The following is a 25,110-nucleotide window of genomic DNA, read 5'->3' on the forward strand; positions in this document are numbered from 1 at the left end:
ATCCTATGAGCGAGAGCGAATAGGCCCCGGTACCCGATGGTCCGTAACTAAGATGGTTTTTTTATGGCATCTGCCGCACAAGCGGTATGATGCCATTATTGTATTACAGAAAAAATCATTTTGCGCCCAAGGGTCATGGGGATGGGGTGCATACGCCTTAAAGATTAAAGGCCAGAGCCACGGCACACCAAAGCAGCACCAGGGCCATCAGGCCATTGAAGAGACGGTAATGCTTCGTCAGGAAGGTCTGGAAGAGACCCCCGGCCGCCGCCCATGCCAGATTCCCGGCCACCCCAATGGCTGTCAGGACGACAGAATGGATGAGCAGTATGCCAAGATCTGTCGTATAGGGCATCACATAGCCGGTATAAACCGTAATGGCATAGAGGATAATCTTCACATTGACGAATTCCAGGAGGAAGCCCTTCATGAAGGACACGGGCTCCCCTCCGCCGTCCTCTGGCTGACTCAAAGCGACATGGATGGCCAAATAGACGATATAGGCCGCACCAATATATTTGAGCATCCCCACCATTGAGGGGATGAGCTGTGCCAGCTCGTAGCAGAACAAAGCACAAAGAACCATCACACATAAAAAGCCAAGGCCGATCCCCAGGAGGGTGTTCTTCCCCCGGCGCCATCCCCCATGGCTGATGGCATAAAAGGCGACGATGTTGTTGGGTCCCGGGGTGAAGGCCGTCACCAAGGTATAGGGCAGATAGGAAATAATAATGGAAAATAACACTTGCGCACCTCCGTTTCAACATCTATAATACAGCCATCAGATGATTTAATCAAATTGAAAGTATAGAATAAATAATTCGATTTTATCGAAGAATTGGAGCCAGATGATGGATTTAAAATACCTCAATACCTTTCGGGTCATCGCGGAGGAAGGCAGTTTTTCCAAGGCGGCGAAGCGCCTGAATTATGCCCAGTCCACCATAACCTTTCAAATCGCCCAGCTTGAGCAGGAGCTGTCCACCCATCTTTTTGAAAAGATTGGCAGGAAAATGGTCATCACCCAGGCGGGTGAGCACCTCCTGCCTTATGTAGAGGACGTGCTCACCTTGGTTACGCGGTTGCAGAACTTTGAAGACGATTTGACAGAATGTCAGGGTGATTTGCGCATCGGCATTGGCGAGACGCTGCTGTGCTACCGCATGCCTGCAGTCTTAAAAGAATTTCACCGGCAAGCGCCCAAGGCCCGCCTATTTCTGCGCTCTATGAACTGCTATGATATCCGGGATGCACTGATGGACGGTACACTGGATCTTGGTGTTTTTTACGACGACGTGGGCGGCTTTGGGACAAGCCTGGTGACCTGGCCCATGACACGCTGCTCCCTGGCACTGGTGGCATCCCCGGAACTCAAAGCCCAGTATCCCGACTTCATCACCCCGGACCAGCAGATCCCCGTGCCCTTCATCATCAATGAGCCAAGCTGTATTTTCAGACAGATCTTCGAGGCCTATCTACGGGAAAAATCCATTGTGCTGGACCACACCATTGAGCTGTGGAGTATCCCAACCATTAAAAACCTGGTAGCCAGTCATATGGGGCCCCCGATTTGCAGTGCAGGAGGAGCTGGAGGGCGGTACCCTGGCGGAGCTGCCCACCGACCTGATGGGCCGGGAGATTTCAGCGGTTTGCGGGCATCATAAAAACAAGTGGATCAGCCCATTGATGCAGCTTTTCATTGATTTGTGCAGAGAAAGTAAGCGGAGGTGAGGGACACATGGGTGTTATCCACATTTTGGCAGAAAATGTGGATAACTTTTCAGAAAAAGTGTTACAATAAAGACTAATCACAATACCGAGGAGGATAATCGAAAATGGATACCATAAAGGATTTAATGACCCGCCGCAGCTGCCGGAAGTATAAAAAAGACCAGGTGGACCCCGTGGTCCTCGACACCATTTTAAAGGCGGGCACCTATGCCCCCACTGCCCGGGGACAGCAGTCTCCCCTTATGGTCGTTGTCCAGGATCAGGACACCATTGCCCAGCTTACCCGGATGAACGCCGAATTCTTCGGAGCCCCGGGGACCGATCCCTTCTACGGTGCTCCCACCATCGTCATCGTTCTGGCGGACCGGACCAATGCCAACGCCATTAAAGACGGCAGCCTGGTCATGGGCAATCTGATGAACGCCGCCCATTCTCTGGGAATCGCCTCCTGTTGGATCAACCGGGCCCAGGAGGAATTCGACTGTGACGAGGGAAAAGCCCTTCTGGAAAAATGGGGTATCCAAGGAGACTACATCGGCGTGGGCCATTGCACCCTAGGCTATGCCGATGGCCCCACTAAGGAGGCTGCACCCCGGAAGGCGGATTATATTCACTGGGTGAAATAAACCGACGGGTTTGACAAAAGAGAAAAATATGCTGTAATGAGTACAGAAATCGTATTTCTTTAACAAAAAACTTTGTGAATTGAAAAACCCCGGGATGGCCGTCCCGGGGTTTTTCTTTAGATTAAGGCGAGAAGGCCCGAATCATTTCATCATCTGTTGCCCAATAACCGCCGCCCCAATGGCACCGGCCAGCTGCCCCATGGGGTGGGTGATGACCGGCAGGCCCAAATAGGCTTCCAGGGTGTGACGGAAAACCTCGGACTGGGAAAGACCACCACTGAAAAATACCGGGCTGCCAAGGGGCAGGCGGCTGGCAAAGCCAGCGGTGCGCTTGGCAATGGAATGGATCACCCCCAGGGCGATATTCCTGGGAGGGACCTCTTCGGCCAGTAGCCCGATGATTTCACTTTCGGCAAAGACGGTACACATACTGGAAATGGTGGCAGGGGCAGCTCCAGTCACAAAATCATCCAGTGCTTCAATATCCGCATCCAGAATACCCATCATGATGTCCAGGAAGCGGCCGGTGCCAGCGGCACATTTATCGTTCATCAGAAAGTCCGATACGTTCCCGGATGCATCCAGGAGGATGGCTTTGCTGTCCTGGCCCCCAATATCGATAACGCTGCCAATATCCGGAGCCAGATACCGGCAGCCCAGGGCGTGGCAAGTGATCTCCGTGACCTGCTTGTCCGCCGAATCCAGAAGGTGGCGGCCATAGCCTGTGGCTACGGTATAGACCACTTCGGGACTGGAGAGCTCCTGATAAAGGGCCTCCAGGGTTTTTCGGGGACGGGCTGAAGTGGATTGGATACGGGCCACTGTGATGGTCCCTTCCCCACTTAGTACCACCCCCTTAGTAGTGGTCGAACCAGAATCAATACCCAGGGTCAGCATGGGGCACCTAGAGCATTTCGATGAAAGCCGCCAGACGGGTGTTCAGCTGGCCGATATCCGCCGAGGAATAATCGGTTTCAATGGTAATGTAGGGCTTGTTCTTTTTCTCGTTAACAAAACGCTTGATGCTTCGGGCTTCCACCCCGTAGGTATGGCAGGCGGTCAGCACCATTTCCACCACCCCGTCCACGGCGTAGTCGTCAATCATAGTATCTAACATCTTCAGGCGGTTTGGATTGGGAGACATGACGGAGCAGCCGATGTTTAAATACTTTCGTGCCAGGGCGTCGTACACATCGGGATTATCCTCATCCACCAGCTCCTCCACGGCCTTGGTACCATTGCAATTTTCGAAGGCCACGGCCACACCGCCGTTATCCTCAATGGCTTTAATGACCTTTTCCGTGGCACCTCCCACAGGGCAGCCAGTGATTAAAATCCGGGGCCGCTTGTCTACGGCGGTACCCGCTTCGTATTCGCTCTGGATTTTTTCGGCAATGGCCGTCAGGTTTCCAGGCAACACTGAGCGGTCGAATTCGAAGGTGGAGCCGAGAAGGACCTTGAAGAGGTCCTGTCCCAGTACCGGGGCGGGGTCCTGCTTCATGAGGCCATAAAGGTGTTTCAGAGCCCGGCGTTCATCGTTCTTCAGTGCAATGGCTCCCCGGATATCTTCCTCGGTGATGGTGACACCGAACTGGGCCTCCAGGGCTTCCTTCATGCGAATGATTTCGGATTTCCAAAGGGCCAGACTGGCTTCTCCTTGATCGCTTGGGAGCTGCATCACATGGACGGGCTTGAATTCCCCCAGGTACTCGTACATCTTTTTCTTACCATCGCAGGTGGTCTCCCCCACCACCAGGTCGGAGAAGTAGAAGAAGGGGCATTTGTCCGTTTTGCCAAAGCCATAGCTGGATTTAATCAGGGGGCAAAGATTTCGGGGCAGGTCCATTTCTGCCTCAGGGATGGTTTCATCCGAGGTGGCACACAGCCCGACGATGGAGGCGCCCATAGCCATGGCCAGCTCCTGGGGAAAGTAGGTACAAAAGATCCCGATGAGGGGAACATTTTGGTCCTTGAGGGCCTTGGCCTTTAAAAAGGCCGCCTGTCGGGCATCGGCAAAGTCTTCAAAAATAGCGGGTAGATTTTTCTTTAATTCCATTGGTTTACTCTCTCTCGTGTATGAATTTTATGAATGAACGGACTGAATCAGCCCGGTAAAGCCTCGGCCCGGGGGGCCCCATCATCCGTGATGATACGGTAGGCCTGTCTTAGGGAGGAATCGAATCCGGCGGTATCCAACTGGGCCAGGGCCTCAGGCACCGCCTCAAGGGAAAGCCGCATGGCGATACCGCAGCCTGCGGCAATTTCCCGGGGGGTGGGCATGAGGATAAAGTCCAAAAGCCCGGTGAGGACCCGCTCCGCTGTCATGGCACTATGGGTGTTTTCAAAGGCGATGATGCCATAGTCTGAATCCCTCATAGGGTAATGACCTTAGAGGCAGCGGCCATGCGCTCGGTGATGTCGTACATATTGCTGAGCTCCCCAATTTTCAGCTGGTCCTTCAGACGGTAGTAATCCAGGCAGGTACCACACACCAGAATTTCCACACCCCGCTCGGCCAGGACCTTCAGATGAGTGACCACCTGATCATCCAGGGTGGGCAGCTTAACCCCATTGTTCATAAAAAGAATGGACTGGGGGATATCCTCGGCCTGGGAGATGGTGTAAAAATACATCCGGGCCAGGGATCGTCCCAGCTCGTAATCCCCGGAGCCGATAATATCCCGCCCCATAAAGATGGCCCAGCTGCCAGGAGTGGCGGAATCTATGCTGGACTTTTGAGGGGCTGGGGCTTGGGGTGACCCTGGGTTTTCCCCGGCGGCTTCTAAATGGAATTCCAGAATAAAGTGTGCTTCTTCTTCAAGAATAACGGTGGCTAAAAAATTTTGGCTATTGGCCAGTTTTTTTAAATTTTCCACCGCCATATCGTTGTCCACGGTAATGGTGAAATCCGTGGTACCCGCATCAATTTCTTTCTTGGCCATCATGACCGGCAGCGGGCAGGCCTGCCCGCTGGCATCTAAATGTTTGTTCATCATTGTCCTTTCTTATGACAGACGATTGTATTTTAATCCTTCAAAAGTGTTTTCAACGCATCCAGGGTGTAGGCGACCTCCTCCAGGGTGTTGTGGTGGTTAAAGGAGAAGCGCAGACTGCCGGTGGGATAGCTGCCCAGGGTCTGGTGGGAAAGGGGGGCACAGTGCAGACCCACCCGGGTCATTATACCGTATTTTCGATCCAGGGCCGTGGCGATTTCAGACAGATCCCGGTCGGGACAGCTCACAGAGACCACGGGGCCATGGTTCTCCGTCCGCAGGCTGCCGATGATGTTCAGTCCTGGGATGGTAAGCAGCCCCATTAAAAAGGAACTGGTGAGGAGCCGTTCCATTTTTTCAATTTTGGGAATCCCCACGGTTTCCAGATAGTCTAGGGCTTTATTCAGGCCGTAGATCCCCGGGAGGTTTAAGGTACCGGCTTCGAAACGATCCGGCAGGATTTCCGGCATGGATAGAGAATCGGAAAAGCTGCCCGTTCCCCCATCCAGAAGGGGAGTCATCCGACTGGCCAGGGAATCGCTCACCAGGAATCCCCCAATTCCCTGGGGGCCGCCCAGGCCCTTATGCCCGGTAAAGCACAGGGCATCCACGTGGGCATCGGCCACATTGATGGGGATGAGCCCAGCGGTTTGAGCCGCATCCACAATATAGAAAATACTGTGGCGCTTACAAATATCCCCTACCCATTTCAGGGGCAGAATGGAGCCGCTAACGTTACAGCCATGGGTTAAGACCACCGCCACCGTCTGGGGGGTGATGGCCGCCTCCAGGCTCCCCAGATCCAGGTGGCCATCCTGGTGGCAATGGGCAAAGCTGTGGGTGACCCCTTGGGCGGCCAGGCTGGTCAGGGGCCGAGCCACGGCATTGTGGCACAGACTGGTGGCTACCACGTGGTCCCCGGGCTTCAGTAATCCCTTGAGCACCATATTCAGGGATTCGGTAACATTGGCCGTAAACACCACATTGCTGTTCTTTTCACCTCCAAAGAGGCGGCACAGCTTTTCCCGGGCATCATACACCGTCCGGGATACGGAGAAGGCCCGGCGGTAGGTGCCCCGTCCGGTATTACAGCCGATATTCTCCATGAAATCCGTCATGGCATCGGTCACACCCGGCGCCTTGGGCCAGGAGGTACTGGCGTTATCAAAATACACACTCTTCATCCATTCGCCTCCAAATGGAGGATGGCTTCCAACACCCCACCGCTGATATTCCGGGCCTTGTCAGAGATCGTAAAGCAGTAATCCCCATCCCCCCGGGGGTCCACATCGGCAATCTTCATGCCTTTGGGAACCTGAGTGCCCTGGGCAATCATCCCCCGAAGCACCCCGGAGAGCTTCGCCTGAACAGGGACACCGTCAATGGTGGCAATGGTCTCGCCCGCTACAACCATATCCCGGATATCGTGGGCCAACACCACGGTACCGGCGGCAGGGGCATGGATGACCCGTTCGTGGGTAAAGCCGGCGATATTGCCGGGAATCCCCGTGTTGGTCGACGCCGGGCCCTCATAAATCACCCGCCCCAGATGATGGCCGCGGTTGGTTTCAATCACGGCATCCACATCCTCTCCGGCGGTAAAGCCTGGGCCAAGGCCCACCACAATGGGGGCCATACCCCGGGTGGTGCCCAGGTTGCGTTTGGCCAGAATGGCATCCACCACCGCGAGAGGCTTAAGCTGTGGAATAAGCTGACCCAAGGGGTCCACACACAGTGCCACTTCCCCCCGGCTTAAGGCCGCTTCGATGGTGGGGATATCCTCACAGCGGGTAGCCGTGACGCCCTCCACTTCGGCACTGCCGGTTAAAATCCCCGGGGCAAAGGCAACCGTTCGACGGATCACGGTGGGTTTTTCCACCTCCAGGGCCACTACTTCAAACCCGCATTGCCTTAGTCGATGGATGGTGCCTGTGGCAATATCCCCGGCACCCCGGACGATGATGCGTTTATGACTTATTTCGTTTTTTTCCATAGTTTAGTACCTTTCGATAATCTTCCTCACAATCAACATCCATTACGCTGGGGGCATCCCCGGGAATGCGGATGACGGATTCGGGGTGGGCCGCAATGATCTGCCGCCCCCCACGGTCCCCGGTTTCCCCGGAAAAGGCCTTGTACCAGGCGGGTCCGATAGCCACGGGATGGCCGGGTTTACCGTCGTACTCCGGTAAAATAATGGACTGGGGGTTATCCCGGTGGGCCTTCAGCACACGCTTAATCAGCTCCGGGGTGATGAGGGGTTCGTCCCCCAGAAAGAGGAGAATGCCCTCACAGTCAGGGATTTGGCGGCAGGTCTTTATACCCAGGGACAGGGAAGAGGCTTGGCCATCCTCCGGCCGGGGGTTCAGGATCACGGTAACATCCTCGGGAAAATCCAGGGCCGCGGCGATGGCCGCCTTGGTCACCACCACCCTGTGGTTTAAGCCAGCCCGGGAGAGGTTTTCCAGGGTTTCTTCCAGAAGGGTATGCCCTTTAAAGGGCAGAAGGAGTTTCTCCTGGCCCATCCGGGAGGAGAGCCCCGCCGCTAAAAGGAGTCCGATGACCATGGCATAATCCATCCTTCCTGAAGGGAGGCAATAAACACCTGCTCAAAATAAGGCGCGGCGACTTCGGCCATGGCTTGAGCCGCCGCCATCCGCCCATCGGCTTTGTTGATGATGAGCTGGGGGACCAGGGGGGTCAGGGGCCGAATGTGCCGGCGGTAGAAATCAAACTGGGCAGCCAACCAGGGACCATCGCATGGGGTGGTTGTTTCTTTTTGAGGATAACGATGGATAAAATTTTCCAGGGGTTCACCCCAGATTTCACAGCCGATGAGGTGGAAAACCCGGGTGCTGGCCCCTGGTATCACGGGTTCCCATGGACGGTAGAGCTTGTAGGGCTTAGTGGCAGAGCCGTCACCCTCACACAAAATTCCAAGCCCGGGACAAGCCTGGGCAAGATGGTCGAGGAATGCCACAGAAAGGCCCGATACCTTACGCTGGGGGAGCGGGTGGTCCGCGGCGTAAAGGGCCGGGGCCCGGGAGGCCATAATCTGCTGGCAGAAATCAGCCTCAGATGCCCCTTTCCGAAGGAGGATAGGGCCTTCAAAATCCTTGGGATAAGCCATTTTGGTGGTGGTCGTCCCCAGAACCGGGTATCCCTTTGTGGCGTACTCCCCCATCAAACGAAATAAGAGGGTGGTTTTCCCCCCGCCGCCGGTAAAGGTGGCGAAGGCGCCGGCATCCAAGCCAAGGGCCTTTGAAAAAACGGGCTTATTCATGCTCTTTTTTGATGGTGGACAGATAGCGGTAGACCGTGGGGACAGAAACCCCCAGAATGTCTGCAACCTCCCAAATGGTTCCCTTGACCATAAAAGTTCCCATTTCCTGGAGCTTTTCCACTAGCTCTACCTTTTCCTGGCGGCCCATCTTTTTCAGATCCTCCGCATGGCCGGGAACGATGCGGCGCAGATGGCTGGCCACCAGATCCTTGACATCCATATTGAACGTTTCCTCAGGCTCCTGGGCAGCCTTACTATTGGAAACCGGCATAATGGAAATCAGGCTATCCAGGACGTTTCGGGCATCCACCAGGCTTTGGCAGTCCATATTAATGCACAGCATACCAATGAGACTGCCACCATCGTCCCGGATAAAATAAGTGGCAGAACGGATGGTTCCCCCAGTAGAGGACGTCCCCTTATAATTCACCCGATAGGGAACGGTCCTCCAGGATTCATCCTTTACCATAGAAAGTCCCAAATCCGTAATGGGTGCCCCCACCTTTCGGCCGCTGATATAGCCATTACGGATGGCAACCACAGAGCAGTGCCAATCGGTCATATCATGAAGGACCACCTCTGTGTGTTCCCCCAGGTAATCTGCTAAAAAATCCACCAATCCAATGAATGGTTCAAGCTTTTTCGTCATCTTTATCTCCTCACCGGACAGCGTTATTCCCATCGCCATCTAATGATAGTATTATCTCAGACTTTTGGGGAATATTCAATAATAATTTATTACTGATGAAAGTAAAAATTTGACTGAAAGAAAAAGGCAGGAACGCCCTGCGGGTTCCTGCCTCAAAATTAGAAAAGTTCTTCACTCATTTTATCAATTTCCGCATCCACTGCGGGGTAAACTTCTGGGAATACTGAGAAGTTCAGGCCGTGGGAGGTACAGGGGATGAAGTAATGCTTACCGCAATCCCGGCAGAGCTGGTCGGTTTCCCGGGCAATATCCGCCTGGGTCCAATCCGCTTTGTCCACCTTGCCATTGTCGATTCCCCCCATGAAGGTGATGTCCTTCCCGTATTCCTTAACCAGGGCGGGTAAATCATTGACGGACATGCAGCCTTGCCACACATCGATTCCCATTTCGATCATGGTGGGGACCAGGGTGGCACTGTAGCTGTCGTTGTGGTGGATAACCAGCTCTACCCCGTGGTCGTGGTAGTATTTATAAATCTTCTTGTAACCCGGGAGGAAGAATTCCCGGAACATCTCCACACTGATGAAGGTGGACTTCTGGGTTCCCCAGTCATCGTGGTGGAAGATGGCATCGGGCTTCATATAGGTACAGATCTGTTCCGCCCACTTGAGCTCCCATTCGGTAATATAATCGATGAGCTCGTGCATGGCTTCAGGTTCCTCGTAGAAATTGATCATGGTATTTTGGATTTCACAGAGGTAGTGGCACATTTCGAAGAGGCCGGGGGCGATGAGGGGGGCGACGAATTTTTCATCCCGGTTGACCTTGGCCATATCCTCCCGGCATTGTTTCCAGTCTGCCTCGGTGTAGTCGATCGCCGGGGCCTTGACGTATTTTTTCCACTCAGTGATATCGGGGCAGACCAGATGCTCGGAATCGTGGAGGGGAAAGGCACCGGGAGCCCCTGCGGGCCAGGCGTTCATGTAACCCCATCCGCATTTTACTGCATCATCCCCCGGCTTGGCGGGCATCATGGGATACGCCATGGCGTAGGGGGTGGACAGAATAAATTCAATCCCCTCATATTGCTTGACAAAACGATCAGGATTCCCCCCGGAAATGACTTCCCTCAGATTCTCTTTGATGGATAGCATAAAACTACCTCCTCCTTCAATTTAATGATTACACAAACAGCCGCATTGCACCAGTGCCGGTTAAGAAACCCTTGACACTTCTGTATGTATTGATTATATTCTCTATAGAAGAGGGTGTAAAGTCCGCAATACGAATGAATTTTGAAGCCGGATTCCTATATTTTGTAGGAGGTGTGAAAGTGAGAAAAAGGGGGCACCGAAGATGAAAATATCCTTGGTTTTGATCCAGGATGAGCTGACGGTTTATGAGGGGCAGATATTGGGGAATTCCGCCAATCGAAAAAAAGGATTCTACCAGGCGGTGGGTTATCACACTGGGATGGTCGTGGATTCGGATTGTCTGTACCTGGCGCAGGGGGCAGATTTTGATCGGGAGATCAGAGGCTGTGGGCTTATCAGTCGGGGAATGCCCGGGGCGGAGGTCCTTGCCCGAAATACCGTCCTCGTCTTTTCCGAGGCCTTTCCCTTTCGGGCATTGGCGGAAGCGGTTCAGCAGGTATTTTTAAAATATGCCAAATGGGAAGCCGCCCTTCGCCAGGCGGTTCAGAATAATGCTTCCTTCTACAAGCTCTTTGAAATTGCAGAAAGGGTTTTTGAAAATTCCATGTTCATGCACGACCGCAATTTCATCGAGCTGGCCTGTGTCAACCGATGTCCTGAAGAGGAGGAGCTGTGGGAATACGATGAACGCCGGGGAAAGTACTACCTGCCCCTGGAGATTGTCAATAATTTTAAGATTAATCCTGATTATCTGGAAACCATGACCACCAAGGGGCCGGAGATCTTTCCAGATACCACCTTCAATTACCGCATTCTCTACGAAAATTTATGGCATAACGGCCAATACTGGGGAAGAATTTGCATCAATGAAATCAACCGCGCCCTCCGGCCCAGCGATTTTGAACTGTTGGATTACTTTTCCGACATTGTCACCGATGCACTCCATGCTATTGAGATGACGGAGTACAAGCAGGCCTACTCCCTCCCCCGCTTTCTCAAGGGTCTCATTGAGACGGGCCAGATAGATCAGATGACCATGGATACCCAGCTGATGCAGTACGGCTGGACGTATATGGATACCTATTTTTGTGCCTGCCTGTTTACCAATGAGGAAGACACCCACATCAATTCCATCCAATACCAATGCAACCGGCTGATGGATCAGTTTTCCCACACCTGCGTTTTCTATGACGGGCGATGCATGGTGATGCTGGTGAACAGCACCCTGAGTGAGATGGATATCTCCACCTTTCAGAACCATATCGCGGTGACCCTAAGGGAGGGCCTGATTAAGGCGGGAATCAGCACGGCCTTTACCGATCTCCGGAAATTTCCGGAGTACTATCGCCAGGCCATTGCGGTCTTCCGCGTGGGACAGCGGCGGCAGGAGATGTTCTGGAGTTACCGTTTTGATGAATACCGTCTGGCCTATATCCTCCAGACGGCAATGGCAGATTTACCCGTCGGTCTGCTGTGTAATACGGCCATCACCGTCCTCAGGGATTATGACAAAACCCACACTTCGGAATTAAAGCGGACCCTCAAAAGCTACCTGGGAAACGAACGGAATATTGTCCGGACCGCCGAGGAGCTGGATATCCACCGCAGTACCCTTCTGTACCGCATCCAGCGAATCAAGACGCTGACGGGCTTAGATCTGGACCTGCCCGAAACCCGCTTCGATCTCCTGCTGTCCTATTTTCTGGAGGAGGAACGCATTCGGTATTTTAAGCCGATGAAGGGGTAAAAAAAGAGACTGATCCCTGCCATTTTCATAGCAGCGGTCAGTCAGTATGTTCGGTAAAGGAGAATCTATGGTGTTTATTTCACTTCTTCTGAAATTTCTTCTTCTAATTCAGCATGGGCTTCGGCTTCCTGTACCGCTTCATCCGGCAGGACATCCGATTCTTCCTTGGGAATGACTAAATACAGAATGATGGCTACCAGGGTAGCGACGATGACCGGGGAATCCCCAAAGATACTGCCAACCCAGGCTGGGAATTGGTCCAGGCAGCCTTCCACCTGGGTAATCCCCAGGCCCAAGGCAATGGATAGACCAACGATGCCACTGTTCTTCATGGACAGGCCCTGCTGCATAATCAGCCGGATTCCCGTCATGGTGATACTGGCGAAAACCGAGATCGTGGCCCCTCCCAGCACGCAGCTGGGAATGGTGGTCAGCAGTGCCGAGAATTTTGGTAAGAAACCCGCCAGGAGAATGAGCACCGCAGCGACGGTAAAGATCAGGCGGTTGACCACTTTGGTGGTGGCCACAATCCCGACATTTTGACTGTAGGTGGCCGTCGGCAGACCACCGAAGAAGGCGCCTAGCATACTGGCCAAGCCATTACCGATAATCCCTCCGGAAAGCTCGCCGATTTTTGGACTTCGATCGAAGCCGCCGGCTGTGGTAGCTGACAGATCTCCGATGGCTTGAACCGAATTAACAATATAAAGGACCGCCATGGTGATGATGGCTGAGGTGTGGAATTCCAACCCAAAATGCAAGGGGGCAGGAACTGTGACCCAGCCAGCAGTGGCAACGGCATCAAAGGAGACAATGCCGCAAAAGAGAGAAATAATATAGCCCACGGCGATACCAATCAGAATGGAAGCCAGACGCAGGAACCCCTTGGCAAAATTGTTAAGGACAATGACGACAGCCAAGGTGATTAAGGAAATAATCCAGTAAATAGGGGCCCCAAAATCTGGTGCGCTGGCCCCACCAGCCATATATTTAATGGCGGTCGGATAAAGGGAAAGGCCAATGGTGAAAACCACGGTCCCAGTAACCAAAGGTGGGAAAAGCTTTCTTAAATATTTGACGAAGATACCAAAGACCACAGCAACGGCACCGCCGATGAGCTGTGCACCCAAAATTGTAGCCAGATTAAATTCACTGCCGATGCTGATAAGGGTGGGAAGATAAGCAAAGCTGGCGCCCATAATGACCGGCAGTCCGGAGCCGACTTTTCCGAAGATGGGGAAAAGCTGTACTAAGGTGGCCAGTCCGGAAATAATCAGGGCCGATTGGATCAGGATGACGCTATCGGCTGGAGACAGCCCACAGATGTTTGAAACAATAATGGCTGGGGTGACACACCCAACGACCATCGCCGCCACATGCTGCAAAGAAAGTGGGACGATTTCAACAGGGGTCGGTTTGCCGAGCCAGCTAAAAACAAGGGACTTCGTATCGATTTTATTCATAATATCACCTGGAATCCAGGGGGGCTAGTGTCATGGGAAAGACTTCGGTCGACGTCCGACATATAAATACATTTTAGTCTCCGCTCCGCGGACAGCTACGCTGTTCGCCTTAAGTCGACCTTAAATGTACTTTATATGACGGACATCTGTGGGGAACTTTTCTATGCGATAGCCCCTTAGGATTTTGAGTTCGCCTAGCGGGTAGCTATGGCTTCAATTTCGAATAAGGCACCCTTTGGCAGGCCAGCAACGGCCACACAGGAGCGGGCAGGGAAATCAGAAGTGAAGTATTTGGCATATACTTCGTTCACAGCGGCAAAATCGGCCATATCCGCCAGAAAAACGGTGGTCTTGGCAACCTGTTCCAAGCTGCTGCCGGCTTCGGCTAGAATAATCTTCAGGTTTTCGAAGCCGCGGGTAGCCTGGGCGACGACGCCATCGGCTAAATCACCGGTCTGAGGATCCACACCCAGCTGGCCGGAGATAAAAATCGTATCCCCAATGGCGTTGGCGTGGGAATAAGGGCCGATGGCTGCAGGAGCCTGGGAAGCGTTGATTGCTGTTTTGTTCATAAGAACCTCCTATTTAATAATGGTGCCGGTTTTCCCCTGGATTCCATCCTTGGCTTTTTCAAGGAGGGTAATGAGGGCAAAGCGATCTTCTTTAGACGATGCGAAATCCATGGCAGCCTGTACCTTTGGCAGCATGGAGCCCGGTGCAAATTGGCCTTCATTGGCGTAGGCCACGGCCTGTTCCACAGAGATTTCGGACAAGTTTTCCTGATTTTCCTTCCCAAAGTTAATGGCGACTTTTTCCACCGCCGTTAAGATGATCAGGCAATCTGCATCGATATCCTTGGCTAAAAGGCAGCTGCCAAAGTCTTTATCGACCACGGCTGCAGCACCCTTTAAGTGGTTACCCTGGGCATAAACCGGGATACCACCGCCGCCAGCGGCGATGACCACCTGTCCGGCATCGATGAGGGCCCGGACTGTTTCAATTTCCACGATTTCAACAGGTCTGGGAGAAGCGACGACGCGGCGATAGCCCCGTCCGGCATCTTCCATTATATCATATCCCCGTTCCTTTACCATCTGGTCGGCTTCTTCTTTGGTCATGAAGCGGCCGATGGGCTTGGTGGGATTCTGGAAAGCCGCATCCTCAGGATCCACCCGCATCTGGGTGATGATGCTGGAAACGGGTTTCTGGATACCACGGTCTAACAGTTCTTCCCGGATGGCATTTTGCAGGTCGTAGCCGATGTAACCCTGGCTCATGGCGACGCAGACGGATAAGGGAGCCACAGGATTACCGGGATCGACCTTGGCCAGTTCACCCATGGCTAAGTTGATCATACCAACCTGGGGGCCGTTACCGTGGGAAATGACGACTTCATTGCCCTCTTCGATGAGGTCAACGATGGCTTTAGCGGTTTCTTTTACCGCAGCCATTTGTTCTGGTAAATTATTGCCCAGGGCGTTGCCGCCTAAAGCAATGACGATTTTTTTACCCATTATAGTTATTCTCGCTCTCGTTGGATTCGTAATGATTTAGTTAGTACTATTGATTTAAAGGAGGTGGGACTACCCAGATGTAAGGGCAGTCCCGACAGTGTGAATGTTGATTGATTAAAATTTTGAAGGAGTCAGATTATTTGGAAAAGAAACGGGCGACATCGCGGTCTGCCAGTGCTTTCAAGGTTGCTTGAGGATCTTTTTCTTTTGCTAAGAAGATCATAGCGGCAATGATGTAAGGTTTGAAGCTGGCTTCCTTGTACAGCGGCACACGGTAGCGATCGAAGACAGTGTCATCCACTTCCCCTTCTGCACAGCTTAAACCGTTGATGTCAGCGGGCAGGCAGTGGAGGTATAAGGCTTTACCATCTTTGGTCTTTGCCATCATCTCTTCGGAGCAGGTCCAGTCTTTGTGTTCTGCATTCTGAGCCAGTAATTCCTGTTCTAAGGCGTCGATGCCAGCCTGGTCGCCTTCTGCGTACAAGTTGGTCCGTTTTTCCATGGCAGCGAAGGGAGCCCAGCTCTTAGGATAGACAATGTCGGCATCCTGGAAAGCTTCTTCCATGCTGTTGGTGCGCTTGAAGGAGCCGCCGGTGGCAGCAGCATTCTTAGCAGCCACTTCTTCCACTTCAGGCATCACTTCGTATCCTTCAGGATGAGCCAGAACAACGTCCATTCCGAAACGGGTCATCAGGCCGATGATCCCCTGGGGAACGGATAAAGGCTTGCCGTAGGAAGGAGAGTATGCCCAGGTCATGGCCAGTTTCTTACCCTTTAAGTTTTCAACACCACCAAATTCGTGGATGATGTGGAGCATATCGGCCATGGCCTGGGTGGGGTGGTCGATGTCGCACTGGAGGTTGACTAAGGTTGGGCGCTGTTCTAAGATGCCGTCCTTGTTCCCTTCATCAGTGGCGTTCATAAATTCGTGCATGTAGGCGTTGCCCTTGCCGATGTACATATCGTCGCGAATCCCGATGACGTCAGCCATGAAGGAGACCATGTTGGCGGTTTCCCGGACGGTTTCGCCATGGGCGATCTGGGATTTGCCTTCGTCTAAATCCTGGACTTCCAGACCTAAGAGGTTACAGGCAGAAGCGAAGGAGAAACGGGTACGGGTGGAGTTGTCTCGGAAAAGGGAGATGCCCAGGCCGCTTTCGAAGATTTTGGTGGAGATGTTGTTTTCACGCATATAACGCAGGGCGTCGGCTACAGTGAAGACTGCTTCTAATTCGTCATCCGTCTTTTCCCAGGTCAGGAAAAAGTCATTTTCGTACATTTCTTTGAAGTTCAGTTCGTTGAGGCGATCGATATATTTTTGTAATTGTTCCATTTTATATACTCCTTATAGATGGTTTTAAATTATTTGGCAGCGTAGATGGCCGGCAGGGCAGCGTAGACAGCAGCACAGGTGACCAGGTCCTGTTTCCAGGTTTTTTCGTTGGGGGCGTGGGCCTGGGCTTCTGCACCAGGGCCAAAGCCGATGCAGGGGATGCCATTACGGCCCATGATGGACACACCATTGGTGGAGAAGGTCCATTTGTCGGTTAATGGACGGGCTTTCCGCATTTCCACGGTTTCAGCAGCACCGATCCGTTCGTCGCCGTACATGGCTTTGTAGGAATCTTCCAAGGATTCAGTCACGGTGTGATCTTCTGGAATAACCCATGTTGGGAAGTAGCATTCGATGGGGTAGACACAGCCAGTGTAGGACGGACGGTCGTAGTTGTACATGGATACTTTGACATCGTCGCCGTATTTTTGCACAGCGGGCAGCGCGCGGATTTCATCCAGGCAGCTTTCCCAGGTTTCGCCAGCGGTCATGCGGCGGTCTAAGGACACGGCACAGGAGTCTGCTACAGCGCAACGGCTGGGGGAGGTGTAGAAAATCTGGGAGGTGGTGACGGTCCCACGGCCTAAGAAGTTGGCTTCTTTGTATTCCGGATTGTATTTTTCAGAAAGCATTTTGACTAAGCCCTTGATTTCAGTGCCGTCTTCCGCATCGTTTTCGTTGAGGGCACGGACATCCTGGAGGATATCCGCCATTTTGTAAATGGCGTTGTCTCCACGTTCCGGAGCAGAACCGTGGCAGGATACGCCCTGGACATCGATGCGGATTTCCATACGGCCACGTTGTCCCCGATAGATCCCACCATCGGTAGGTTCTGTGGAAACCACGAATTCCGGACGGTATTTATCTTCTTTGATGATGTATTCCCAGCACAGGCCATCGCAGTCTTCTTCCTGGACGGTACCGGTAACCATAGCGGCATAGCCTTCAGGGATGAGGCCTAAGTCCTTCATGATCTTGGCGCCGTAAACAGCGGAAACAATCCCGCCACACTGGTCAGATACCCCACGACCACCGATTTCGGTGTCGTTTTCGTAGCCTTCGTAGGGATCGAAGTCCCAGTTATCGATGTTCCCAATACCCACGGTATCGATGTGGGCATCGAAGCCGATGAGTTTGTCACCGGTTCCCATGAAGCCGATAACGTTCCCCTGGGGATCGATTTCGACCTTGTCGAAGCCGAGGGCCGTCATTTCTTCTGCGATGCGGTCGATATGTGCTTTTTCGTCACAGCTTTCGCCAGGGTTCTTAACGATTTCCCGGAGGAATTTGGTCATGTCGGCCTGATAGGCCTGGGCTGCTTCTTTGATTGCTTTGTAATCCATTTGTGTTTACCTCTCTTTTTTATATTGGTGGTTTTTATGTATTAAGGGGATGATTGAATTGACCGTTTGTATTATTTGTAGCTGGGGTGCAGGCCATTCCAGACGACTTCGCGATAATGTTCCGGGTCGGTGTCCCCTTCAGTAGAGAAGAACACGACCTTGGAGTTTTCATCCAGGCCAATGGCGTCTTTTAAGTCGGCGTAATCGGCATTGGTCATCAGCTCGGCCAAAAGACCCATGGAGACGGCACCGGATTCACCGGAGATCACTTGGGTATCGCCCTTTACGGGAGCACCCAGCATCCGCATGCCCTTAGCGGCTACCCAGTCCGGGCAGGAAACAAAGGCGGTGGAATGATTCTTTAGAATTTCAAAGGAGATGGTGTTGGGTTCGCCACAGGCTAAACCTGCCATGATGGTATCGAGGTCACCATCGACGTTCCGGGCTTCCCCATCTCCGGCGGCAGCGGACTGATATAAGCAGTTGGCGGCTTCGGCTTCCACGATGACGGTGGTGGGGCAATTGTCCGGGAACAGATTGGCGAAGACACCCTGTACGGCTCCGGCCAGGGAACCAACACCGGCCTGGACGAACACATGGGTGGGACGTTCACAGCCGGCAGCCTTAAGCTGTGCGGCGGCTTCCAGAGCCATGGTACCGTAACCCTGCATAATCCATGCGGGGATTTCTTCGTAGCCCTTCCAGGCGGTATCCTGGACGACGACACCGTTTTCGGTTTTGGCAGCTGCTGCAGCGGCCATACGCACACAGTCGTCGTAGTTGACATCGGTGATGGAGGCTTCGGCATTTTCTTTTAAGATATTGTCGAGGCGGATCTGGCAGGTTCCCTTAGGCATAAAGACCACGGCTTTCTGACCCAGCTTATTGGCGGCCCAGGCAACGCCCCGGCCGTGGTTCCCATCGGTAGCGGTGAAGAAGGTGGCTTGTCCAAATTCTTCCTTGAGCTTATCCGAGGTCAGGTAGGCATAGTCGATTTCCGACACATCCTTACCCAGCTTCTGGGCGATGTAGCGGGCCATGGCAAAGGAGCCACCGAGTACCTTGAAGGCGTTGAGGCCGAAGCGGTAGGATTCGTCCTTAACATACATTTCAGAAAGCCCCAGATAATCCGCCATTCCGGCGAGGCTCACCAAGGGGGTTTCGGTGTACTGAGGGAAGCTCATGTGGAAGGTTTTGGCCTTTTCCACAGCGGGAATAGCCATGACGGCCAATTCCTTATCGTCCGTTTTCGGCATCGTGTTGGATGCCCATTTGATCTTATCCATCGTGTGCGTGTTCTCCTTTATGATTTACTTTTTTCTTTTGAATCATTTTGGTCGATGTAGCTGTATAGTGTGTACTTGGAGATGTCAAAATACTGTGAAATTTTTTCGCTGGATTTGGTTACCAGCAGCGCGCCAGCATCATTGAGGAAGTTGATGGCCCGGACCTTGTCGGCCTTGGTCATCAGTGCAACGGGTTTACCCACCAGGCGTACCGCCTGGGTCAGGAGGTCGTCCAGAAGGTCCGCCACACTATTGGGAATGTTTTCTGCAGGCTCATCCGGCGTTTGCCCGATTAAGGAGCCCAGGGCATTCTCTACCATTAAAAGGCTGGTGATGTCATAGTTGATGGCGAAGATGGCTTCAGGCTGTCCTGCAGCGTCCCGGATGTACATGGTGCTGGACTTCAGCATCTTACCATCCTTCGTCTTGGTAATGTAATCCAAATGGTCCGTCAGGGAATCTGGATCCTTCTTTAAGGCTTCCAGCACCACGTGGGATGGACCATCCCCCAGGCTCCGGCCAGTCACATGACCGTTTTCAATAGCGACGACGGTATTTTCGGGGTTGGGCCCCTTTAAATCGTGGATCACAATTTCACAATTACTGCCGAATTGGCTTGCGATACCGCGGGCCAATTGTGTTAACAAATTTAACCTGTTCTCATCCATTGTATCATCCTTCACATCCTTCTTCTCACAGAGACCTAACAAATCATTTGGAAACCTAACAAATTGTTTGGTCTATCATTATCATAGCACCATCCCCGGGGCAATGCAAGTCTTTTTTGAATTTTTAATAAAAAAATATTATTAAAATTGAAAACCATTATTTAATGCGGCTTCTGGAGCCAATAATCTTAAAAGTATTTGAAATCCCTTCCTATTAAAGGGAATTTTCGGTGGACCATTTCAGAAAGGCCCTAGGATCTATCCGCCTTGTTTTGATAAATAATTTGATAAAAAGGCTTGCATTAGAATGGAAAACGTGTTACATTATCATCAGTTAATAAATTTTTATTATCGCATTTCTCACAACCTTCTCACACGTTTTTAACCGGGGAGTGTGGCGCTAAAACCGAACCCTCAGAGCTTGCCCTGCGCGACAACTCCAAATCCACGTATTGATAATAAAAGGAGAAAATCATGATTTTAATTGGAAATGGCCGGATGATTACCCGCGCGGAAGCAACGCCCTTTTTAGAGGATGGCTGCGTGGCTGTGGATGGCACCACCATCGCGGCAGTCGGCACCACTGCGGAAATGAAAAAAGCATACCCCGATGCCCAGTTTATCGATGCCAAGGGCGGCGTGATTATGCCAGGGCTGATCAATGCCCACAACCACATTTACAGTACCTTTGCCAGAGGCCTGTCCATTGACGGCCACAACCCTAAAAACTTCATGGATATTTTAGATGGCCTGTGGTGGACCCTGGACCGTAACTTAAACAATGATGCCAATAAGTACAGTGCCTACGCGACCTACATTGACTGCATTAAGCAGGGGGTGACCACCATTTTTGATCACCACGCCAGCTACGGCCAGACCGAAGGCAGCCTTTTCACCATCGCCGATGTGGCCAAGGAATTAGGCCTGCGTACCAGCCTGTGCTACGAAGTATCGGACCGGGACGGTCAGGAAAAGATGAAGGCGGCGGTTAAGGAAAATGTCGATTTCATCAAAGCGGCCCAGGCTGATACCTCCGGGATGGTCCACGGGATGTTTGGCCTTCATGCCGCCTTCACCCTGAGTGATGAAACCCTGGACTACTGCAACGCAGAAAAACCAGAAGGTGCGGGCTACCATGTCCACGTCGCCGAAGGACTGGACGATGTGTACGACTCCCTGAAAAAATACAATAAACGGGTGGTTAACCGTCTCTTTGATAAAAACATCTTAGGTCCCAACAGTTTGGCCATCCATTGCATCCATATTAATGGTGAAGAAATGGAAATCCTAAAGGCTACGGACACCATGGTGGTCCATAACCCGGAATCCAACATGGGCAACGCCGTTGGCTGTCCCCCGGTGCTGGAGCTGATGCGCAGAGGCCTGACCTTAGGCCTGGGCACCGACGGCTACACCAATGACATGATCGAATCCTATAAGGTGGCCAATATTCTGCACAAGCATTATAATTGTGATCCCAATGTGGCCTGGGGGGAAATCCCTACCATGCTCTTCGGCAATAACGCCATCATCGCTGAGCGGGCCTTTGGGAAAAAGCTGGGCGTGCTGGAAGCCGGTGCTGCCGCTGATGTCATCGTCACGGACTACATTCCCACCACCCCCATGAACGCAGATAACGCCAACTCCCACATCCTCTTTGGGATGTGCGGCCGCTCCACCGTCACCACCATGTGTAACGGGAAGGTCCTCATGCAGGATCGTGTGCTTCAGGGCATTGACGAGGAAGCTGTCCTGGCTAAAGGTCGGGAAGAAGCCCAGAAGCTGGCAAATCGGATTAACAAAAGATAGCAATTGAAGGAGAGAGTTAACAATGAGTGATCGTATGCGCGCCATTCCCTTTGGCGAAATGTTAAATTGGATTACCACGGAATACGATACCGAAGGCACCATCTTCGGCATCAGTAAATTTTACGCCAAGGATGATAATAAACGGATCAGCCTTTTTGGTGAAATGCTGGAAACCCCCTTTGGCCCAGCTGCTGGCCCCCATACCCAGCTGGCCCAGAACATCGTGTCGGCCTATGTGGCCGGTGCCCGTTTCTTTGAACTCAAAACCGTCCAGACCCTGGATGGTGAAGACCTGCCCGTGGCCAAGCCCTGCATCGCCGCACCCGACGAATGCTACAACTGCGAGTGGTCCACGGAACTGACGGTACCGGAAGCCTTTGATGAATATGTCAAGGCATGGTTCCTTTTAAAACTCCTATCCGCGGAATACGGCTTCGGCAGCCCCGATGGCTTTATCTTCAATATGAGTGTGGGCTACGACTACGAAGGCATTACCTCCAAGAAAATTGACGATTATATCGAAGGCATGAAGAATGCCCGGGAAACCGCCATTTGGAAGGAATGTGTGGCAGAAGCCTTGGATTTTGCCGATAATTTTGAAAATATTGATGCCGACTATATTAAGGGGATCTCTCCCCGGGTCAGCCGCTCCATTACCCTATCTACCCTCCACGGCTGCCCGCCCACGGAAATCGAACGCATTGCCAGCTATCTCATTAATACCAAGGGGCTCAACACTTTTGTAAAATGTAACCCCACCATGTTGGGTTATGAGGATGCCCGGGCGATTTTAGATACCATGGGCTACGGCTATATGGATTTTGATGATTATCACTTCCTCCATGACCTGCAATTTGTGGATGCGGTTCCCATGATCGGCCGCCTGAAGGCGGAAGCTGAAGCCAAGGATCTGGCCTTTGGTGTGAAGATTACCAATACCTTCCCCCAGAAGGTGGTGGATGGCATTCTGCCCAGCGAGGATATGTATATGTCCGGCCGTTCCCTCTTCCCCTGCTCCATCGAGCTGGCCCACCGTCTGGCAGATGCCTTTGACGGGGATCTGCGCATCTCCTTCTCCGGTGGTGCGGATGCCTTTAACATCGTCGATATCTTTAAGGTTGGCATCTGGCCCATTACCCAGGCGACCACCCTCTTAAAGCCCGGCGGATATAACCGCGAGCTCCAGGAGGCTGAAGCCCTGTCCCAGGTAAACTTCAAGGAAGCCCTGCCCTTAAAACCCGCTGCCTTGGCTGCTTTGGCAAAACGGGCACGGACCAATGCCCACAATGTGAAGGGCGCCATCAAGCCCCTGCCCTCCCGTAAGATTGATAAAAAGGTCCCCTTGGTGGATTGCTTTATCGCGCCCTGTACTGAAACCTGCCCCATCTCCCAGGATATCCCGGAATATGTGGCGCTGGTTGGCCAGGGAAGATCCAAGGAAGCCCTGGCGGTCATTACCCAGAAGAATCCCCTGCCCTTCATCACCGGGACCATCTGTACCCATCGCTGTATGGACAAGTGTACCCGGAACTTCTACGAAAAATCCGTCTGCATCCGGGACGTTAAGCTGGATGCCGCCGAGCTGGGCTTTGATGCCCTGTTAAAGGATATCCAGGCAGTATCTGCCAAAACAGATGCCAAGGTCGCCATTATCGGTGGTGGTCCCGCTGGGATTTCCGCCGCCACCTTCCTGGCCCGTGCCGGGGTGGATGCCACCATCTTTGAACGCAAGGATTCCCTGGGTGGGATCGTGAACCACGTCATTCCGGATTTCCGGATCGACGGCGAAACCATCGATCATGATATCGCCTTAATGGAAGCCCTGGGCGTCACCGTTGTGACCGGGAGAGAAATTGAGGATGTGGAAGCCTTAAAGGCCGAAGGATTCAAGTATATCATCGTCGCCACCGGGGCCTGGGCACCCAGTCCCTATAGTCTGGAAGGCACCCAGGCCATCAATGTCCTGGAGTTCCTGGAGGATTTCAACAAAGCGCCGGAAGCCTTGAACTTAGGCACCGATGTCGTCGTCATCGGTGGTGGGAATACCGCCATGGATGCTGCCCGGGTAGCCACCCGTGTGGATGGCGTGGAACGTGTTCACTTGGTGTACCGTCGGACCGTCATGGAAATGCCTGCGGATGAAGAAGAGCTGGCCTTGGCTTTAGAGGATGGGGTGCGTTTCTACGAGCTCCTCTCACCGGAGGCCTACAATGGCACGACCCTGACCTGTCGGGAAATGAAGCTGGGCGCCCCGGACGAAAGTGGCCGCCGTCGGCCGGAACCCACGGATGGAACCATGGAAATCCCTGCCACAACGGTTATCGCATCTGTTGGTGCGAAAATCGATGGCCCATGGTTTGAAAAGAATGGCCTGGGCCTGACCGCTCGTGGTCGGGTGGACGTCAACAGCGAAACCCTGATGTCCCGGGATAATATCTTTATCGCCGGAGATGCCCAGCTCGGTGCAGACACTGTGGTACGGGCCATTGCCGATGCCCGTAAAGCGGTGAATCATATCCTGGGCCTTGAAGGCATTGTGGATAATGATGCCGTTGAAATGGACATGGACTACGATGAAGCCCTGGAAAAACGGGGCATCCTGGCAGAACCCACCACGCCCGATCAGGAAGATGTGCGTTGCCTGGAATGCTCTGCCGTATGTGAATCCTGTATGGATGTTTGCCCCAACCGGGCGAACCTTGCCATCACCGTGCCCCACCACAAAATGCGTCAGATCATTCATGTGGACCGCATGTGTAATGAATGCGGCAACTGCATGATGTTCTGTCCCTATGACAGTGCACCCTACAAGGATAAGTTCACCCTGTTCCATACCCAGGACGACCTGGATAACAGTACCAACAGTGGGTTCCTCCTGGGAACCGGCAACCAGGTAACCCTTCGCTTGGATGGCGAAGTGCTCCAGACCACCATCGGTGATCCGTGCATTCCCGCTGGAATTAACGATATCCTAAAAGCCGTCGTTAATCACTACAATTACCTGATTTAAATAGTTCAAAATAGTACTACAACGACCTCTCCCTTGCCGGAGGGGTTGCTGTGGTTGGAGGAAAGATGGCGGGGCGTGGTTGGCGGCGGCTGCTGTCCCGGTGGGGATTACACCGCTGCGCCGGCGGATCCGGACAGGCAGTGCTTGCTGGTTTGCCGCTGATGGCAGAGGCTGGGCCAATTCGGGGTCTGTTGATTAATCAAATGTTTAACGGATATTGTCGGTTACTGCTTTAAGCCGAACACTCATAAAGGTCCCTCAACGGCGCAGCTATTTTAGTTTACAATGTGAGCCCTTATACACTCTCTGTTTTCTGATGCCTTTGTTGGCGGCAAACCAGAGCACGGCTCAGTCCGTCCCGATGGCTCCGCCGGTGTAATCCCCACCGGGACAGCCTGGGGCAACTCTCAACCGCCATTGTAGGCACGCTTGCGTTGATGAAGATGTAGAAAAAAGTGATTTAAAAGGAGAAGGGGGACACCAACTCACAACCTCTCATCG

Annotated in this window: 24 protein-coding genes; 6 read left to right on the top strand and 18 right to left on the bottom strand. The window is 52.8% G+C overall.

Features of this window, described 5'->3' with window-relative positions; translation table 11 throughout:
- Window positions 1-157: 157 nt before the first annotated feature.
- Complete coding sequence (locus tag BLW33_RS09245) at window positions 158-745, bottom strand: LysE family transporter (RefSeq protein WP_090307965.1); 588 nt, start codon at window positions 743-745, stop codon at window positions 158-160.
- A gap of 103 nt (window positions 746-848) precedes the next feature.
- Here BLW33_RS09245 and BLW33_RS09250 point away from each other — a divergent pair, with 103 nt between their 5' ends.
- Window positions 849-1,664 (top strand): LysR family transcriptional regulator, encoded by an 816-nt coding sequence (locus BLW33_RS09250; RefSeq protein ID WP_242911643.1) that lies wholly within the window; start codon window positions 849-851, stop codon window positions 1,662-1,664.
- Window positions 1,665-1,835: 171 nt separating this feature from the next.
- Window positions 1,836-2,357, top strand: a complete 522-nt coding sequence (locus BLW33_RS09255) for a nitroreductase family protein (protein ID WP_090307966.1) — start codon at window positions 1,836-1,838, stop codon at window positions 2,355-2,357.
- Window positions 2,358-2,498: 141 nt separating this feature from the next.
- On the opposite strand, the gene BLW33_RS09260 is transcribed toward BLW33_RS09255, so the two are convergent.
- The 10 genes from BLW33_RS09260 to BLW33_RS09305 all read right to left on the bottom strand — a co-directional run bounded on the left by BLW33_RS09260 (window position 2,499) and on the right by BLW33_RS09305 (window position 10,436).
- On the bottom strand, window positions 2,499-3,254 hold the full coding sequence (locus BLW33_RS09260; RefSeq protein WP_090307969.1) for an acyl-CoA dehydratase activase: 756 nt from the start codon (window positions 3,252-3,254) through the stop codon (window positions 2,499-2,501).
- A gap of 7 nt (window positions 3,255-3,261) precedes the next feature.
- On the bottom strand, window positions 3,262-4,413 hold the full coding sequence (locus BLW33_RS09265) for a double-cubane-cluster-containing anaerobic reductase (protein WP_090307970.1): 1,152 nt from the start codon (window positions 4,411-4,413) through the stop codon (window positions 3,262-3,264).
- Between the two features lie 47 nt (window positions 4,414-4,460).
- Window positions 4,461-4,733 carry a putative Se/S carrier protein gene (locus tag BLW33_RS09270; protein WP_090307973.1) on the bottom strand — a complete coding sequence of 91 codons (273 nt, stop codon included), beginning with the start codon at window positions 4,731-4,733 and terminating at the stop codon, window positions 4,461-4,463.
- Window positions 4,730-5,350 carry a sulfurtransferase-like selenium metabolism protein YedF gene (gene yedF / locus BLW33_RS09275; protein ID WP_090307974.1) on the bottom strand — a complete coding sequence of 207 codons (621 nt, stop codon included), beginning with the start codon at window positions 5,348-5,350 and terminating at the stop codon, window positions 4,730-4,732. The genes BLW33_RS09270 and yedF overlap by 4 nt, the downstream gene beginning before the upstream one ends.
- 32 nt (window positions 5,351-5,382) lie before the next feature.
- A complete protein-coding gene (locus BLW33_RS09280; RefSeq protein WP_090307977.1) occupies window positions 5,383-6,534 on the bottom strand; it encodes an aminotransferase class V-fold PLP-dependent enzyme in 1,152 nt (383 codons plus the stop codon).
- Complete coding sequence (yqeB, locus tag BLW33_RS09285; RefSeq protein ID WP_090307979.1) at window positions 6,531-7,343, bottom strand: selenium-dependent molybdenum cofactor biosynthesis protein YqeB; 813 nt, start codon at window positions 7,341-7,343, stop codon at window positions 6,531-6,533. The genes BLW33_RS09280 and yqeB overlap by 4 nt, the downstream gene beginning before the upstream one ends.
- Window positions 7,318-7,917, bottom strand: coding sequence for a nucleotidyltransferase family protein (locus tag BLW33_RS09290; RefSeq protein ID WP_176966690.1), 600 nt, complete (start codon window positions 7,915-7,917; stop codon window positions 7,318-7,320). Before BLW33_RS09290 ends, yqeB begins: the two co-directional genes overlap by 26 nt.
- Entirely contained in the window at window positions 7,896-8,633 is a 738-nt protein-coding gene (gene yqeC, locus BLW33_RS09295) for a selenium cofactor biosynthesis protein YqeC (RefSeq protein ID WP_090307986.1), read from the bottom strand. Before yqeC ends, BLW33_RS09290 begins: the two co-directional genes overlap by 22 nt.
- Entirely contained in the window at window positions 8,626-9,282 is a 657-nt protein-coding gene (locus tag BLW33_RS09300) for a helix-turn-helix transcriptional regulator (RefSeq protein ID WP_090307989.1), read from the bottom strand. Before BLW33_RS09300 ends, yqeC begins: the two co-directional genes overlap by 8 nt.
- A 158-nt stretch (window positions 9,283-9,440) precedes the next feature.
- Window positions 9,441-10,436, bottom strand: coding sequence for a uroporphyrinogen decarboxylase family protein (locus BLW33_RS09305; protein WP_090307992.1), 996 nt, complete (start codon window positions 10,434-10,436; stop codon window positions 9,441-9,443).
- A 202-nt stretch (window positions 10,437-10,638) separates the two neighbouring features.
- On the opposite strand from BLW33_RS09305, the gene BLW33_RS09310 reads away from it, so the two are divergent.
- Entirely contained in the window at window positions 10,639-12,183 is a 1,545-nt protein-coding gene (locus BLW33_RS09310) for a PucR family transcriptional regulator (RefSeq protein WP_090307994.1), read from the top strand.
- 74 nt (window positions 12,184-12,257) lie between these two features.
- Here BLW33_RS09310 and BLW33_RS09315 read toward each other — a convergent pair whose 3' ends face one another.
- The 7 genes from BLW33_RS09315 to BLW33_RS09345 all read right to left on the bottom strand — a co-directional run bounded on the left by BLW33_RS09315 (window position 12,258) and on the right by BLW33_RS09345 (window position 19,790).
- Window positions 12,258-13,646, bottom strand: a complete 1,389-nt coding sequence (locus tag BLW33_RS09315) for a uracil-xanthine permease family protein (protein WP_090307997.1) — start codon at window positions 13,644-13,646, stop codon at window positions 12,258-12,260.
- A gap of 194 nt (window positions 13,647-13,840) precedes the next feature.
- Entirely contained in the window at window positions 13,841-14,218 is a 378-nt protein-coding gene (locus BLW33_RS09320) for a RidA family protein (RefSeq protein WP_090308000.1), read from the bottom strand.
- Between the two features lie 9 nt (window positions 14,219-14,227).
- A complete protein-coding gene (gene arcC, locus BLW33_RS09325; RefSeq protein ID WP_090308003.1) occupies window positions 14,228-15,160 on the bottom strand; it encodes a carbamate kinase in 933 nt (310 codons plus the stop codon).
- 136 nt (window positions 15,161-15,296) lie between these two features.
- Window positions 15,297-16,493 carry a knotted carbamoyltransferase YgeW gene (ygeW, locus tag BLW33_RS09330; RefSeq protein ID WP_090308005.1) on the bottom strand — a complete coding sequence of 399 codons (1,197 nt, stop codon included), beginning with the start codon at window positions 16,491-16,493 and terminating at the stop codon, window positions 15,297-15,299.
- Between the two features lie 29 nt (window positions 16,494-16,522).
- Window positions 16,523-17,836: a YgeY family selenium metabolism-linked hydrolase gene (locus tag BLW33_RS09335; RefSeq protein ID WP_090308008.1), complete on the bottom strand. Its 1,314-nt coding sequence runs from the start codon at window positions 17,834-17,836 to the stop codon at window positions 16,523-16,525.
- 71 nt (window positions 17,837-17,907) lie between these two features.
- Window positions 17,908-19,122: a diaminopropionate ammonia-lyase gene (dpaL, locus tag BLW33_RS09340; RefSeq protein WP_090308011.1), complete on the bottom strand. Its 1,215-nt coding sequence runs from the start codon at window positions 19,120-19,122 to the stop codon at window positions 17,908-17,910.
- 17 nt (window positions 19,123-19,139) lie between these two features.
- The gene (locus tag BLW33_RS09345; RefSeq protein ID WP_090246949.1) at window positions 19,140-19,790 is read right to left on the bottom strand and encodes a helix-turn-helix transcriptional regulator; all 651 of its coding nucleotides are present in this window, start codon (window positions 19,788-19,790) and stop codon (window positions 19,140-19,142) included.
- A 474-nt stretch (window positions 19,791-20,264) separates the two neighbouring features.
- Here BLW33_RS09345 and ssnA point away from each other — a divergent pair, with 474 nt between their 5' ends.
- From ssnA to BLW33_RS14135, 3 genes are all read left to right on the top strand, one after another.
- On the top strand, window positions 20,265-21,599 hold the full coding sequence (gene ssnA, locus BLW33_RS09350) for a putative aminohydrolase SsnA (protein WP_090308014.1): 1,335 nt from the start codon (window positions 20,265-20,267) through the stop codon (window positions 21,597-21,599).
- Between the two features lie 22 nt (window positions 21,600-21,621).
- Window positions 21,622-24,609, top strand: coding sequence for a putative selenate reductase subunit YgfK (gene ygfK, locus BLW33_RS09355; RefSeq protein WP_090308016.1), 2,988 nt, complete (start codon window positions 21,622-21,624; stop codon window positions 24,607-24,609).
- A gap of 65 nt (window positions 24,610-24,674) precedes the next feature.
- Window positions 24,675-24,845 (top strand): hypothetical protein, encoded by a 171-nt coding sequence (locus BLW33_RS14135; RefSeq protein ID WP_176966691.1) that lies wholly within the window; start codon window positions 24,675-24,677, stop codon window positions 24,843-24,845.
- Window positions 24,846-25,110 lie beyond the last annotated feature (265 nt).

The sequence above is a fragment of the Eubacterium aggregans genome, from assembly GCF_900107815.1.
GTDB lineage: Bacteria > Bacillota > Clostridia > Eubacteriales > Eubacteriaceae > Eubacterium_O > Eubacterium_O aggregans.

Coding starts and splice junctions, on each gene's coding strand:
- BLW33_RS09250 (WP_242911643.1), top strand. CDS start 849: ATGATGGATTTAAAATACCTCAATACCTTTCGGGTCATCGCGGAGGAA.
- BLW33_RS09255 (WP_090307966.1), top strand. CDS start 1,836: ATGGATACCATAAAGGATTTAATGACCCGCCGCAGCTGCCGGAAGTAT.
- BLW33_RS09260 (WP_090307969.1), bottom strand. CDS start 3,254: ATGCTGACCCTGGGTATTGATTCTGGTTCGACCACTACTAAGGGGGTG.
- BLW33_RS09265 (WP_090307970.1), bottom strand. CDS start 4,413: ATGGAATTAAAGAAAAATCTACCCGCTATTTTTGAAGACTTTGCCGAT.
- BLW33_RS09270 (WP_090307973.1), bottom strand. CDS start 4,733: ATGAGGGATTCAGACTATGGCATCATCGCCTTTGAAAACACCCATAGT.
- yedF (WP_090307974.1), bottom strand. CDS start 5,350: ATGAACAAACATTTAGATGCCAGCGGGCAGGCCTGCCCGCTGCCGGTC.
- BLW33_RS09280 (WP_090307977.1), bottom strand. CDS start 6,534: ATGAAGAGTGTGTATTTTGATAACGCCAGTACCTCCTGGCCCAAGGCG.
- yqeB (WP_090307979.1), bottom strand. CDS start 7,343: ATGGAAAAAAACGAAATAAGTCATAAACGCATCATCGTCCGGGGTGCC.
- BLW33_RS09290 (WP_176966690.1), bottom strand. CDS start 7,917: ATGGTCATCGGACTCCTTTTAGCGGCGGGGCTCTCCTCCCGGATGGGC.
- yqeC (WP_090307986.1), bottom strand. CDS start 8,633: ATGAATAAGCCCGTTTTTTCAAAGGCCCTTGGCTTGGATGCCGGCGCC.
- BLW33_RS09300 (WP_090307989.1), bottom strand. CDS start 9,282: ATGACGAAAAAGCTTGAACCATTCATTGGATTGGTGGATTTTTTAGCA.
- BLW33_RS09305 (WP_090307992.1), bottom strand. CDS start 10,436: ATGCTATCCATCAAAGAGAATCTGAGGGAAGTCATTTCCGGGGGGAAT.
- BLW33_RS09310 (WP_090307994.1), top strand. CDS start 10,639: ATGAAAATATCCTTGGTTTTGATCCAGGATGAGCTGACGGTTTATGAG.
- BLW33_RS09315 (WP_090307997.1), bottom strand. CDS start 13,646: ATGAATAAAATCGATACGAAGTCCCTTGTTTTTAGCTGGCTCGGCAAA.
- BLW33_RS09320 (WP_090308000.1), bottom strand. CDS start 14,218: ATGAACAAAACAGCAATCAACGCTTCCCAGGCTCCTGCAGCCATCGGC.
- arcC (WP_090308003.1), bottom strand. CDS start 15,160: ATGGGTAAAAAAATCGTCATTGCTTTAGGCGGCAACGCCCTGGGCAAT.
- ygeW (WP_090308005.1), bottom strand. CDS start 16,493: ATGGAACAATTACAAAAATATATCGATCGCCTCAACGAACTGAACTTC.
- BLW33_RS09335 (WP_090308008.1), bottom strand. CDS start 17,836: ATGGATTACAAAGCAATCAAAGAAGCAGCCCAGGCCTATCAGGCCGAC.
- dpaL (WP_090308011.1), bottom strand. CDS start 19,122: ATGGATAAGATCAAATGGGCATCCAACACGATGCCGAAAACGGACGAT.
- BLW33_RS09345 (WP_090246949.1), bottom strand. CDS start 19,790: ATGGATGAGAACAGGTTAAATTTGTTAACACAATTGGCCCGCGGTATC.
- ssnA (WP_090308014.1), top strand. CDS start 20,265: ATGATTTTAATTGGAAATGGCCGGATGATTACCCGCGCGGAAGCAACG.
- ygfK (WP_090308016.1), top strand. CDS start 21,622: ATGAGTGATCGTATGCGCGCCATTCCCTTTGGCGAAATGTTAAATTGG.
- BLW33_RS14135 (WP_176966691.1), top strand. CDS start 24,675: ATGGCGGGGCGTGGTTGGCGGCGGCTGCTGTCCCGGTGGGGATTACAC.